The 13,062-nt window shown below is 71.9% G+C and carries 11 protein-coding genes; 3 read left to right on the top strand and 8 right to left on the bottom strand.

The window, feature by feature from the left end:
• Positions 1-68 precede the first annotated feature (68 nt).
• The 4 genes from ACFWEJ_RS19910 to ACFWEJ_RS19925 all read right to left on the bottom strand — a co-directional run bounded on the left by ACFWEJ_RS19910 (position 69) and on the right by ACFWEJ_RS19925 (position 5,999).
• Complete coding sequence (locus tag ACFWEJ_RS19910) at positions 69-2,507, bottom strand: family 43 glycosylhydrolase (RefSeq protein WP_377230928.1); 2,439 nt, start codon at positions 2,505-2,507, stop codon at positions 69-71.
• Positions 2,508-2,839: 332 nt separating this feature from the next.
• Positions 2,840-3,676 (bottom strand): carbohydrate ABC transporter permease, encoded by an 837-nt coding sequence (locus tag ACFWEJ_RS19915; RefSeq protein ID WP_377230929.1) that lies wholly within the window; start codon positions 3,674-3,676, stop codon positions 2,840-2,842.
• Between the two features lie 2 nt (positions 3,677-3,678).
• A complete protein-coding gene (locus ACFWEJ_RS19920; RefSeq protein WP_377230930.1) occupies positions 3,679-4,626 on the bottom strand; it encodes a carbohydrate ABC transporter permease in 948 nt (315 codons plus the stop codon).
• The gene (locus ACFWEJ_RS19925) at positions 4,623-5,999 is read right to left on the bottom strand and encodes an ABC transporter substrate-binding protein (protein ID WP_377230931.1); all 1,377 of its coding nucleotides are present in this window, start codon (positions 5,997-5,999) and stop codon (positions 4,623-4,625) included. Before ACFWEJ_RS19925 ends, ACFWEJ_RS19920 begins: the two co-directional genes overlap by 4 nt.
• Positions 6,000-6,163: 164 nt before the next feature.
• On the opposite strand from ACFWEJ_RS19925, the gene ACFWEJ_RS19930 reads away from it, so the two are divergent.
• On the top strand, positions 6,164-7,093 hold the full coding sequence (locus tag ACFWEJ_RS19930; protein WP_377230932.1) for a sugar-binding transcriptional regulator: 930 nt from the start codon (positions 6,164-6,166) through the stop codon (positions 7,091-7,093).
• 50 nt (positions 7,094-7,143) lie between these two features.
• On the opposite strand, the gene ACFWEJ_RS19935 is transcribed toward ACFWEJ_RS19930, so the two are convergent.
• The 3 genes from ACFWEJ_RS19935 to ACFWEJ_RS19945 all read right to left on the bottom strand — a co-directional run bounded on the left by ACFWEJ_RS19935 (position 7,144) and on the right by ACFWEJ_RS19945 (position 10,016).
• Complete coding sequence (locus ACFWEJ_RS19935; protein ID WP_377230933.1) at positions 7,144-8,640, bottom strand: mannitol dehydrogenase family protein; 1,497 nt, start codon at positions 8,638-8,640, stop codon at positions 7,144-7,146.
• A 104-nt stretch (positions 8,641-8,744) separates the two neighbouring features.
• Positions 8,745-9,092, bottom strand: coding sequence for a hypothetical protein (locus tag ACFWEJ_RS19940; RefSeq protein WP_377230934.1), 348 nt, complete (start codon positions 9,090-9,092; stop codon positions 8,745-8,747).
• Between the two features lie 36 nt (positions 9,093-9,128).
• Positions 9,129-10,016, bottom strand: a complete 888-nt coding sequence (locus ACFWEJ_RS19945) for an SDR family NAD(P)-dependent oxidoreductase (RefSeq protein WP_377230935.1) — start codon at positions 10,014-10,016, stop codon at positions 9,129-9,131.
• Between the two features lie 59 nt (positions 10,017-10,075).
• Between ACFWEJ_RS19945 and ACFWEJ_RS19950 the strand changes: the two genes are divergently transcribed.
• Complete coding sequence (locus ACFWEJ_RS19950) at positions 10,076-10,768, top strand: TetR family transcriptional regulator (protein ID WP_377230936.1); 693 nt, start codon at positions 10,076-10,078, stop codon at positions 10,766-10,768.
• 1 nt (position 10,769) lies between these two features.
• On the opposite strand, the gene ACFWEJ_RS19955 is transcribed toward ACFWEJ_RS19950, so the two are convergent.
• A complete protein-coding gene (locus tag ACFWEJ_RS19955) occupies positions 10,770-11,720 on the bottom strand; it encodes a helix-turn-helix transcriptional regulator (RefSeq protein ID WP_377230937.1) in 951 nt (316 codons plus the stop codon).
• A 125-nt stretch (positions 11,721-11,845) separates the two neighbouring features.
• Here ACFWEJ_RS19955 and ACFWEJ_RS19960 point away from each other — a divergent pair, with 125 nt between their 5' ends.
• The gene (locus ACFWEJ_RS19960) at positions 11,846-12,991 is read left to right on the top strand and encodes an epoxide hydrolase family protein (protein WP_377230938.1); all 1,146 of its coding nucleotides are present in this window, start codon (positions 11,846-11,848) and stop codon (positions 12,989-12,991) included.
• Positions 12,992-13,062: the final 71 nt, after the last annotated feature.

A 13,062-nucleotide genomic window follows, 5' to 3' on the forward strand; every position in this document is an offset into this window, starting at 1 on the left:
GGGTATTTGTTGCCTGACGGCCGAAAAATCAACAAATACCCAGCACTCAACGAAGCGGGGTGGGCTGGTCAGGGCTGGGTGTACGTGCGGACGTAGTCGAAGGTCGCCGTCGCGCCCGCCGTGTTCATCGAGACGAGGCCGATCCGCAGCGGCTGGTCGTCGGGCAGGGTCCAGACGCCGCCCCACCGCCAGGTCTCCCCGTCGGTGCTGGACGCCATGCGCACCTCGTACTCGTCGTTGGCCGCATCCCGGTGCACGGCCAGCCGCAGCCACGTGGTCGCGGCCGGAGCCGCCCCGAACATCGGCGCGCTGTACGCGGCGACGGGCGGGTTGCTGGTCGTCCGTGCGGCCTCCTTGGTGAACTCCACCGTCTGCGCGGCGCTGCCGGGTTTGCGCAGCAGGCCGAGCTGGGAGTGCACCAGCTTCACGAACTGGTCGTCGTTCGCGTAGAGCACGAGCCCGGCCTGCCGGTTCACGCCCACGCCGTCGAGACTCAGCTTCGTCTCGACCAGGTAGTCCCCCGCGGGGGCGCCGCGGGTCAGCACCGAGGCGGTGTTGGTGCCCTGGTACAGCTCCGCGTTCTGCGTGGGCCAGGTCAGCGCGCCGTCCGCCAGGCGGACGCCGGACGCCGGGCCGCGCACCCAGGTCCAGCCGGTGCCGTCTGCGCCGGTCCCGGGCGCGCCGGTACCGGGCGCGCCGGTACCTGGCACGACGTCGCCGTCGAACTCGTCCGAGCTCTCCGGCACCAGCTCCCCCGGCTCGGGGTCGGGCACCCGCTCGGTCACGGGGCGCGCGGCGGGCACCAGGCTCACGTTGTCGGCGTCGGCCCCGCCGCGGGCGGTGACGCCGACCGAGACGCGGCCGCCGGCCCCGCGCGTGGTGAGCGTGACCGTGCCGAGCGGCTCCTTGAGGTTGTCGGCGGAGACGGCGGCCGTGTACGTGCCGGACCGCGCGTCCCGGTCGAGGGTCACGACGTTCCAGTCGGCGTACGGGAAGTCCGGCGGCAGGGGCGCCGCCGCCCGCTGCGCCTTGGGGCCGCGGCCAGACTCCAGGCGCAGCTCGCCTGCAGCGCGGTCGATCCAGGCGGTAACGCGGCCGGCGCCCGCGCCTCCGCCCGCGCCCGCGCCCGCGCCCGCGCCCAGCGTGAGCCCAGCGGCGCCGTCGCCGTCCGTCACGCGCAGGTCCGCCTGCGCGCGCAGATCGCCGGCGGCCCGGTCCCGGCTGGTCAGGGTCGAGTTCTCCAGGGCCGCGTACGGCCCCGCGTCCGTCTCCTCGCGGACGACGACGTCGCCGTCGGCCCGCCAGCCGGAAAGGGAGCCGTCCGCGAACGTGGTGCGCACGGCGCCGTCCGTCACGGGCGCGGCCTGCGGGGACGACGACGGACCGGCGCCCGCGTTGACGACCGGCCAGCCGTCGATCCAGTCGAGCCGGTCGATCATCAGCGGCCGCTTGCTCAGGTTCAGCACGCCGTTGCGGGTGTCCACGGGCGGGAAGTCGGGGTCCGCCGTCGGGATCGCGTGGTACGCCATCCAGTCCTGGCCCGCCAGGTCGGTGACCACCGAGTGGTGGCCGGGGCCCGCGAACCCGTTGCCGTTGGAGGTCAGCACGTAGCCGCCCTTGCTGGACTCGGCCATGAGGTCGGTGCCGTCGTCGTCCACGAACGGGCCGCGCGGGCTCTCGCTGCGTCCCACCTTGACGGTGTAGCCGCTGAACGCGCCCTCGCAGCAGCCCGCGTCGGAGTACATCAGGTAGTAGAGGTCGTCGTGCCGCACCACGTACGCGCCCTCCATCCGGCGGCCCTGCGCCACCTGGGTCACGGGTCCGGTGAGCTCGCCCGCGCCGGGCGTCAGCTCCGAGACGCAGACGACGTCGTAGCTGCCCCAGTACAGGTAGAGCGTGCCGTCGTCGTCGGTGAACAGGGCCTGGTCGATGTTGCCGGTGGGGCAGCCGTCGATCGGGGCCGACGGGACGAGCAGCTCGTCGCGGTGTTCCCACGGCCCGGTGGGCGTGGGTGCGGTAGCCACGGCCAGGCCGCCCGTGGACAGCCCGTAGGTGAGCAGGTACTCGCCGTCGACGTAGCGGATGTCCGGCGCCCAGGCGCGCGAGTTGGCGCGCCATGTCGTCGGGACGTCGTCCGGCTGGATCACCTCGCCCGCATACTCCCAGGTCACCAGGTCCGCCGAGCGCAGGATCGGCAGGATCCGCTCCCCCGCTTCCCCCTGGCTGTTGAACACCGGGTTCTGCGTGCCGTAGGCGTACCAGGCACCGTCCTTGCCGCGGATCACCGCCGGGTCAGGAAAGGTGTCAGTGACCCCGGCGGTGACGGGGTTGGTGTAGGTGTCGGGGGCGGCGGCCGGTCGGGCGGACGTCAGTGAGGCGGCGGACGGCGCGACGTCGGCGGCGTCAGCGACCGCGGCCGGGGCGAGGCCGCCGGCCAGAACTGCCGCGGCGAACGCCGCCACCCACCCGGTGCGGACCGGTCTCCGTTGATCTGATCCAAGGCGCATGCCACCCATCGAACGAGCGCCGATTTTCTCCGGCAAGTACCCGACAGAAAAAGTAGGGAATTCTGCCGACATCCGACACTTCGATCCCGCCGCACAGCGCCCGCGCTACTAACTTCGATTCAGCAGGCTCCAGGCGGCCGCATCCGCCCACCAAGCGGTCGCCCCCGGCCTGCTGAACGAGAGTCAGTCCGGCGGCCCCGCCCATACCACCACCGTCGACGCCGCCGCCGGCCCTGCTCCAGCACATTGGTCTACCCAGCGATTGGGCCCGAAACCGACGTGGTTTCGGGCCCAATCACTGGGTAGACGGCAACTTCCGCACCGACCAACCCCTACTTGATCGCACCCATCGACAGCCCCCGCACGAGCTGCTTCTGCGCCACCCAGCCCGCGATGATCACCGGCAGCGACGCCAGCAGCGCCGCCGCGCACAGCCGGGCCAGGAACAGGCCCTCGCTCGTCATGGTCGACACGATGAGCACCGGCACGGTCGCCGCCCGCGAGGCGGTGAGGTTCAGGGCGAAGAAGAACTCGTTCCACGAGAAGATCACGCAGATCAGCGCGGTCGCCGCGATGCCGGGCGCCACCATCGGGATGAGCACGGACCGCAGGGTCCGCATCAGCCCGGCGCCGTCGACGGACGCCGCCTCCAGCACCTCCCCCGGCACCTCCAGGAAGAACGAGCGCATCATCCACACCGCGATCGGCAGGTTCATCGCGGTGTACAGGACCACGAGGGTCCAGATGTTGTCGAGCACCTTGAGCTGCCCGGCCACCACGTAGATCGGCACGATGACGGCCACGACGGGCAGCATCTTGGTGGAGATGAAGAAGAACAGCACGTCGCTGACCTTCTCCACCGGCCGGATCGACAGCGCGTACGCCGCCGGGATGCCCAGCAGCAGCACCAGCACGGTCGAGACGCCGGTCGCGATGGCCGAGTTGGCCACGTAGACCCCGGACCCGCCCTCGATCACGGCCCGGAACTGGTCGAGCGTCGGCGTGAAGAACCACGTCGGCGGGTCGGACGCCGCCTGGTTCTCCTGCTTGAACGCCGTCATGGCCATCCAGGCGACCGGGAAGAAGAAGGCGAGCGCCAGCAACCAGGTCAGCGTGGTCAGCACGCCACCGGTGGTTCGACGGCGGTACGCGCGCGTCACGTCGGACATGCTCACTCCTTGACCTCGAAGCTGCGGAAGATGAGGCGCAGCGCGGCGGAGGCCACGATGATCGTGGCGATCACGACGACGACGCCCATGGCGGCGGCCTGCCCGATGTCGAACCCGAGGAACGCGCGCTGATAGATGTAGAACGGCAGGTTGGCGCTGGCGGTACCGGGGCCGCCCGCCGTCATCAGGTAGATCTGGTCGAACGTGTTGACCACGTAGATGACGCCGAGCAGCACGCCCAGCTCGATGTACCGCCGCAGGTGCGGCAGCGTGATCGAGCGGAAGACCCGCCACGGGCCGGCGCCGTCGACCGCCGCAGCCTCCAGCACGTCCTTCGCCTGGGCCTGGAGCCCGGCGAGCACGAGCAGCATCATGAACGGCGTCCACTGCCAGACCAGCGCCATGAGGATCGCGATGATCGGGTAGGTGGAGGTCCAGTCGACCGCCTCGATCCCGAACAGCCCGAGCGTCCAGTTGAGCAGGCCGTAGGTGGGGTTCAGCAGCGCGACGGACCACAGCACCGACGTCGCCACCGGCATCACCAGGAACGGCGTGATGAGCATGGTGCGGGCCACGCCCCGGCCGAGGAACGGCCGGTCCAGCAGCAGCGCCAGCACGATCCCGAGCACCATCGCCACCAGCACGCAGCCGAGGGTGATGACCACCGAGTTCAGCGCCGTCTGGCGGAACGTCGAGTCCTGGGCGATGTCGATGTAGTTCGACAGGCCCACGAAGAGGTCCTCACCCGGCCGCAGCAGGTTCTGCGAGCGCAGGGAGTACCAGATCGTCACCAGGAACGGCAGCTGCGTGACGATGACGGTGAAGATCAGCGCGGGCAGGAGCGGGCCGCGGCGGCGCCACCCCTCGGCCTTGCTGATCGAGCGTTCGGACGCCGACGCGCGGGCGGCGCGGCGCGAGCTCTCCAGCCGGTCGATGGTCGAGGTGCTCATTTCCCCTCCTGGGCCCGGTAGGTCTCCGCCACGGTCTCGGCGTAGCGCTGGGACTGTGCGATGGCCTCGTCCACGGTCACCTGGCCGGCGATCGCCGCGGACATCTGCTGGCCCACGCGGGTGCCGAGGTCCTGGAACTCGGGGATGCCGACGAACTGGATGCCCGGGTAGGGCACCGGGTGGGTCATCGCGGCCTCCTGCGTGGCCCCGCCCATCGACTCCAGGGTGGCGTCGGCATAGGCCTGCGAGACCTCCGCGTACTCGGGGATCTCGTAGGTGGACAGCCGGCTGCCCGGCGGGACCCGCTCCCAGCCGATCGTGTCGCCGACCAGCTGGATGTACTCCTTGTTGGTCATCCAGGACACGAAGTCCCAGGCGGCGTCCTTGTGCTCGCTGGTGGACGGGATGGCGAGCGACCAGCTGTAGAGCCAGCCCGCCGACTCGGTGTCCGCCACGGGCGCGGGCGCGTAGCCGACCTTGCCCGCCACCGTGGAGGACGCCGGGTCCTCGATCGACGAGACCATCGACGTGGCGTCGTACCACATGGCCGACTGGCCCTGGGCGAACCGGGTGAGGCAGTCGCCGAAGCCGGACGTCGCCGCGCCGGGCTGCCCGGAGGTCTGCACGGTGTCGACGTAGGTCTCGATGGCCTCGCGGCTCTCGGGCGAGTCGAGGGTCGCGTTCCAGTCCTCGTCGAACCAGCCGCCGCCGAACGTGTTGATCGCGGTGCTCATCGGGGCCATGACCTCGCCCCAGCCGGCCAGGCCGCGCAGGCAGATGCCCGAGAAGTCCTCGGCCGGGTCGTTCAGCTCGGCGGCGAGGTCGCGTACCTCGTCCCACGTCGGATGGGTGGGCATCTCCAGCCCGGCCTGCTCGAACAGGTCGGCGCGGTAGGCCAGGAACGACGACTCGCCGTAGAACGGCACGGAGTACATGTCGCCGTCGCGCGAGAGGGCCTCGCGGACGCTGGGGACGAAGTCCTCGGCGTCGTACCCCCCCGTGGCGTCGATGTACGGCTGGAGGTTCTCGATCCAGCCGTTCTCGGCCCACATGGGCGTCTCGTAGTTGGAGATCATGACGACGTCGAACTCACCGCCGCCGGTCGCCACGGACGCGGTGATCTTGGCCCGGGCCTCGTTCTCGGGCAGCGACACGAAGCGCACGTCGACGCCCGGGTGCGCGGCACGGAACTCGTCCTGCAACGAGATCGCGTCCTGCATCTGCGGGTTGGAGACGATCGCGACGACGATCTGCTCGCCGTCGTCGCCGCCCACAGCGCCCGCCCCGGCACAGCCGGACAGGGCCAGCGCGGCGGCGGCCGTCGCGGCGGTCGCCGCGACTCTCACCGAAGAACCCCTCGGAGGTCGGAACATCCTCGTCCTCTCCTCGGCGCAGCCTCTCCGCCACGCTCATTTGAGAATATGGAACTGCTCATCTGCATCCGCAGAGTAGTTGGGTATGCTCAGGTGAGCAAGGCCCCCCGCTCAGAAGTCGCTCAAATGGTTCCCGCTGCCGGCCTGCGGGAGTGAGGACGCAGGTGCCCCAGAACGACACGAACCTCATGGTCGAGGTGAGCACGGACTACTACCTCGACGGCAAGTCCAAGGTGGACATCGCGCGCGACCGCGGCATCTCCCGCTTCCAGGTGGCGCGGCTGCTGGCGCAGGCCCGGGAGCAGGGCGTGGTGCGCATCGAGATCACCGCGCCACGGGCCGACGGCGAGCGTGGCGCCCGTCTCGCCGCCCGGCTCGGCGCACGCGAGATCCTCGTCGCGCCCAGCGGCGCCGACGCCGTCGCCACCCGCGAGAACGTCGCGGTCGAGCTCGCCCGCGCCGTGCGGGAGCACATCGCCGAGGGCATGACCGTGGGCGTGTCGTGGTCGCGCACGGTCGAGGCCGCGGTGCGGCACATCGGGCAGCTCCCCCAGTGCGACGTCGTCCAGCTCGTCGGGGCCCTGCCCGTCGAGGGCAGCGGCAACTCGCTGGCCCTCATCAGCACGTTCGCGCAGATGCCGGGTGTGCGCACCTGGCCCGTCTGGTCGCCGCTGCTCGTGGCCGACGCCGCGACGGCCGCGGGCCTGCGCCGGCAGCCCGAGATCGCCGACGCGCTCGCGCGGGCCGACCACCTGGACGTCGCCGTGGTCGCGATCGGCCACTGGTCGGAGCGCAGCTCCACCGTGTTCCCGCAGATCAGCACCGAGGAACAGCAGGCCGCCACGGCGGCGGGCGCGATCGCCGAGTGCTCGGGCCGCCTGTTCGACGCCGCGGGCCGGCCCGTGCGGACCAGCCTCGACGAGCGCGTGGTGGGCGTGACGCTCGAACAGCTCGCCGCCACGCCCCGCGTCATCGCGATCGGCTACGGGTCCGCCGTCGCGCCCGGCCTGCTGGCCGCGGTGAACGGCGGCGTCGCCGACACTCTGGTGGTGGACGACGCCGCGGCGACCGCGCTGGAGACCCTCACCCCCTGACATGTCAGACGTGCAGGCCCCCCGGGGGACCTGCACGTCTGACACGGGGATCAGGCGCGGGCGACGAGCTCCTCGACCGTGGCGCGGGCGCCCTTCTGGTGCAGGGCGTCCAGCGCCGCGAGGTAGGCGGCGGTGAACCGCTCGTCGTCGACCAGGTCGCCGAACACCTCGCGGTCCCGCAGGAACGCGAGCGGATCCTCCGCCTGCGCCAGGGCGGCGCGGTGCAGCCGGTCGGCGAGGCGGTCGACGATCTCGATGGGCTCGCCGACCTCGTCCACCCCCTCGTCGTAGCGGGCCCAGGAGGCCACGACCAGCGCCGCGTGCTCGATCGGCCCGCCGTGCTCCAGGTGGTACCGGACGACGGGCAGCAGCCACTTGGGGATGCGGTCCGACGACTCGGCGCACAGCCGCGCCAGCGTGTCCGCGACGTGCGGGTTCGCGAACCGCTCGATCAGCGTGGTCTTGTACGCGTCCAGGTCGATGCCGGGCACCGGCTCCAGCGTGGGCGTGCCCTCGCGGTCCATGTACCCGCGCAGGAACCGGGCGAACAGGTCCTGGCCGGCGACCTCGTGCGCGTACCGGTGCCCGGCGAGATAACCGACGTAGCAGAGGGCCTGGTGGCTGGCGTTGAGCAGGCGGAGTTTCATCAGCTCGTACGGCTCGACGTCGGACACCACCTGCACGCCGGCGTCCTCGAACGGGGGCCGGCCGGTCGGGAAGGTGTCCTCCAGCGCCCACTGCTCGAACGGCTCGGCCACGACGGGCCAGGCGTCGTCGACGCCGAAGCGCTCGGCCACCATCGCGCGGTCGGCGTCCGTGGTGACCGGGGTGATGCGGTCGACCATGGAGCTCGGGAAAGCGACATGCTCCTCGATCCAGGCCGCCAGGGCGGCGTCCTTGGCGCGGGCGAACGTGGTGAAGGCGCGGCGCGCCACCTCGCCGTTGCCCTGGATGTTGTCGCAGCTCATCACGGTGAACGGCGGCACGCCCCGCTCGCGGCGGCGGCGCAGGGCCTCGGTGACCAGGCCGAACGTCGTCGCCGGGACGGCGCCGTCGGCCAGGTCGGCCGCGACCGCCGGGTCGGCCAGGTCGAACTCGCCCGTCACGTGGTGGATGTTGTACCCGCCCTCGGTGACGGTGAGCGAGACGATGCGCACCTCGGGCGAGGCCATCTTCTCCAGCACCGCCTCCGGGTCGTCGGGGGCGAGCAGGTACTCCTTGATCGACCCGATGACGCGGGCCTCCAGGCGCCCGTCCGGGTGCTTGAGCACGAGGGTGTAGAGGCCGTCCTGGGCGGCCAGCGCGTCGCGCATGCGGGCATCGCCCGGCAGCACGCCGACGCCGCAGACCGCCCAGTCGAGCGCCTTGCCCTCGGCCATCAGCCGGTCGAGGTACATCGCCTGGTGCGCGCGGTGGAAGCCGCCCACCCCGAGATGGACGATCCCGGTGGTGAGCCGGGACCGGTCGTAGGTGGGCACCGTCAGGTCCGCGCCCTGCGGCGCGGACGCCACCAGGCTGCCCACGGTCTCCTCGTCGAGTGCCGTCATCGTGCTCCTCCGCCGCCCTTCGACTCCGTTGAACAGCGGCCAGGCTAACAGATGAGCACGACGAACCTCACAGATGAGCAGACGAGCGATCCGGCCCCGTCTGGCTACGCGTCGAGGACGAGCCAGGTGACGCCGTCGCCCGGATCCCGGGTTCCTCGACGGGCGCCACCGGTCAGGTACTCCTCGGCGATCGCCTGCACGACCGCGTACATGACCCACTCCTCGACGGTCGCGGGATCCCAGGTCGTCCAGCGCGGGTCGTCGGCGCCACGGGGTAGCGGGACGCGTGCGCCGAAGGAGCCGCCGACGTCGGCCGGGCCGCCCGAGCCGCCCGCGAACGTCACGCGGAGCGTGTCGCCCGCGACCTCGGCGTCGAGCAACCCCAGCTCACGACCCGTCGGCGTGCCGGCGAAGGCCCTGCGCACCTCGTCGAGCAGCGTTGCGGCGTCCACGATCACATCCTGGGTCCCGGCGACGAGGTCGGCACGTCAGCCCCGGACCTCGACCTCGGCCGCGACGACGGCCGGGAGCTCCGCCGGGAACGGCTCGGCGAAGTCGGCGGACCGGCTCACTGCGCTCCAGCGCCGGTCCGACTCCAGGAGCCGGCGGTCCTGCGCCACGGACATCTCGGTGGCGTTCACGCCGAGCGGCAGGTTGTCGGGCAGGTCGTCGCGCGAGGCGAGCGCGACGAGGATCTGGGCGGCCCGGGCCGGGTCGCCCGCCGCACCCGCGCCGGCCTGGCGCATGCGGGCGTTCATGGCGCCCACGGTGGACTCGTACCCGGCGGGGGCGTCGTGCACGGTCATGGACGCGCCGGCCCAGTCGGTGCGGAACCCGCTCGGCTCGACGACGAGCACCTTGACGCCGAACGGCGCCGTCTCGGCGCGGAGCACCCGGCTGAAGCCGTCGATGGCGAACTTCGCCGCCTGGTAGGACGCGATGCCCGGCGAGCCGCCGACCCGGCCGCCCACCGAGGAGAACTGGATCACGAGGCCGCCGCCCTGCTGCCGCAGCAGCGGGATCGCCGCCTTGGACACGTTGTAGACGCCCCAGAAGTTGGTCTCGAACTGGGTGCGGACGTCGGCGTCGTCCGCCGTCTCGATCGGGGCCACGTTGGCGTAGCCGGCGTTGTTGACGATGACGTCGACGCGCCCGAACCGGGCGGCGGCCTCGGCCAGCGCGGCGCGGGCGCCGTCCTGGTCGGTCACGTCGAGGCGGAGCGGGAGGATCCGCTCGCCGTACTCGGCGACGAGGTCGTCGAGCTGTTCGGGGCGGCGCGCCGTGGCGGCGACCCGGTCGCCGGCGGCGAGCGCGGCGAGGACGAGGGAACGGCCGAAGCCGCGGGACGAGCCGGTGATGAACCATGTCTTCTGCATGTCGTTAATAAAACACCGTTGCTCTAACTTACGCAACCCCGTTGCGCTAACATGTGAGCATGACGACTCCCGACTTCCAGCGCGCCCGCTCCCCCGAGGCCAAGCTGCTCCGCGAGGCCGCCATCCTGGACGCCGCCCGCCGGCTCGGCTCCGAGCGCGGCATCCGAGAGGTGACGCTGACCGACATCGCGTCCGCCGTGGACATGCACAAGTCCGCGATGCTGCGGTACTTCGAGACGCGCGAGGAGATCTTCCTGCGGCTCACCGCCGAGGGCTGGCAGGACTGGGCGCCGGCCCTCGCCGCCCGGGTGCGCACCCTGGCGCGGCCGGACGTCGACGGCGCCGCAGACGCCGCAGACGCCAGCAACATCGCCGACGCCGTCGCCGCCGCGTTCGCCTCGACCCTGGCGGAGCGCGGGATGTTCTGCGACCTGCTCGCGCAGACGCCGCTGAACCTCGAACGCAACGTGTCGGTGGAGAAGGTGCGGGAGTTCAAGCTGGTCACGCGCGACGGCCTGGGCCAGATCGTCCCGGCGGTCCGCGCCGCGCTGCCCGCCCTGACGGAGCAGGACGGCGTCGACCTGGTCGCGGCCGCCACCTCGATGGCCGGCACCTTCCACCAGATCGCGACGCCGGGCCCGGAGGTCGCCGCGCTCTACCGCTCCGACCCGCGGCTCGCGCACGCCCTGGTGGAGGTCGAACCGCGCCTGTCCCGGATCCTCGGGGCGATGCTGCGGGGCATGCTCGGCTAGGTCAGCCCGACGCCGCCGCCGCGTACCGCCTGGACAGCACGTTCAGGTGGTCCACGAGGCCCGGCGGCCCGGTGACGGTGAAGTCGAGGCCGAGCATGCCGATCCACACGGCCACCGTCTCGATGCTGTCCCCGCCGGTGACCAGCAGGCAGGACGTGTCGTCCCGCGGCTCCACCGTGCCCACGGCCGGGTTGATGCGGTCGAGCACCTCGTGCGCCGGGGCGTGCACGACGATCCGCGTGTGCACCGCCCAACCTGTCCGGGCCACCTCGCGCACCACGAACTCGGTCAGGTCGAACGGCGGCTCCACGGGCGTGAAGCGGCGTCCGCCGGGCCGGCGCAGTTCCAGCCAGTCCACGCGGAAGGGCTCCCAGCGCCCCGAGCCGACGTCCCGCCCCACGAGGTACCAGCGGCGCTGCCACGCCACGAGCCGGACGGGCTCCACCTCCCGCGGCTCCTCGCGGAACCAGAAGCGCAGGCCCTGGTGGTCGCGGATCGCCGCGGCCAGCTCGGTGAGCAGCGCCGGGTCTACGACGGGGTCCTCGACGTTGCTGTCGGTGTTCACCGGCCCGGCGTCCGTCGCGTCGCGCAGCGCGGCGACCTGGTGCCGCAGCCGGTCCGGCAGCACCTGCTCCAGCTTGCCGAGCGCGCGGGCGCTGGACTCCTCGATGCCCGCCACGGTGTTCGCGGCCCGCAGCCCGACCGCGATGGCGACCGCCTCCTCGTCGTCGAGCACCAGCGGGGGCAGCTTGCCGCCCACCCCCAGCCGGTAGCGGCCGCCGGGGCCGCGCACGGAGTCCACCGGGTAGCCGAGGTCACGCAGGCGCGCGACGTCGTTGCGCACCGTGCGGTCGGTGACGTCGAGCCGCGCCGCGAGCTCGGGCCCGGTCCACTCGGCGCGGGACTGGAGCAGACCCAGGAGGGCGAGCAGCCGCCCCGCCGTCGTCGTCATCGTGGCTCCTCAGTCATCGCGGCTCCTCAGTCATCGCGGCCCCTCACCGGCATCTGAAAAAAGATCGGGAACCCGTTCAGAATAGAGGAAAGAACTGTTCCTGAACCGCTCGTAGTGTCGGAGACATGAACACCAACGACACCAGCATCCGCCCCTTCCGCATCGACATCCCCCAGGCCGACCTCGACGACCTGAACGACCGTCTCGCCCGCACCCGCTTCGCCCCGGCCGCGCCGGGCGACTCCTGGGACTACGGCACGCCGGAGTCCTACCTGCGCGAGTCGGTCGAGCAGTGGCGCGACGACTTCGACTGGCGCGCGGTCGAGGAGCGCGTCAACGCGTTCCCGCAGTTCCTGACCGACATCGACGGCCAGAACGTCCACTTCCTGCACGTCCGCTCGGCCGAGCCAGGCGCGCGGGCGCTGCTCCTGACCCACACCTACCCGGGCTCGGTGCTCGACTTCCTCGACATGATCGGCCCGCTCACCGACCCCGTCGCGCACGGCGGCCGCGCCGAGGACGCCTTCGACGTCGTCGTCCCGTCCATCCCCGGCTTCGGCTTCAGCACCCCGCTGAGCGAGCCGGCCGACGGCGGCACCTGGACCATGGCCCGCGTCGCCCGCACCTGGGACACCCTGATGCGCCGGCTCGGCTACGAGTCCTACGGCACCCACGGCAGCGACGCGGGCGCGATGATCGGCCGTGAGCTGGCGGTGCTCGACCCCGAGGGTTTCCTGGGCGCGCACCTGCTCCAGCTCTTCTCGTTCCCGTCGGGCGCCGACGGCGAGATGGACGGGTTCGGCCCCAAGGAGTTCGCGGCGCTGGAGCACCTGCAGTGGTTCCAGAGCGTGGGCGCGTACAACACGATGAACGGCTCCCGGCCGCAGACCGTGGCCGCGGCGCTCAGCGACTCGCCGGTCGGGCAGCTCGCCTACAACGAGCTGTTCGAGAGCTTCGGCAACGGCACGAGCCTGGTGTCCCGCGACCAGGTCCTGGCGCAGGTCACCCTGTACTGGCTGACCAACACCTCGGCCACCTCGACGCGCTACCACTACACCGAGGCGCGGTCCGGCGCGGAGCCGGTGGTGAGCCAGGGCCGGATCGGCGTCGCCGTCTTCGCCGACGACTTCAAGACGATCCGGGCCTTCGCCGAGCGCGACAACGCCCGCATCGAGCACTGGTCCGAGTACCCGAAGGGCGGCCACTACGCGGCGATGGAGGTCCCCGAGGTCCTGGTCGAGGACATCCGCGCCTTCTTCCCCCACCCCTGACCGCCCACCCAACCCGTTGAGTGCTGGCTATTTGTCCCCACCCCCGCCCCGGGGGGGCCAAAAAACCCCAC

The sequence above is a fragment of the Promicromonospora sp. NPDC060204 genome (assembly GCF_042728455.1).
Lineage (GTDB): Bacteria > Actinomycetota > Actinomycetes > Actinomycetales > Cellulomonadaceae > Promicromonospora.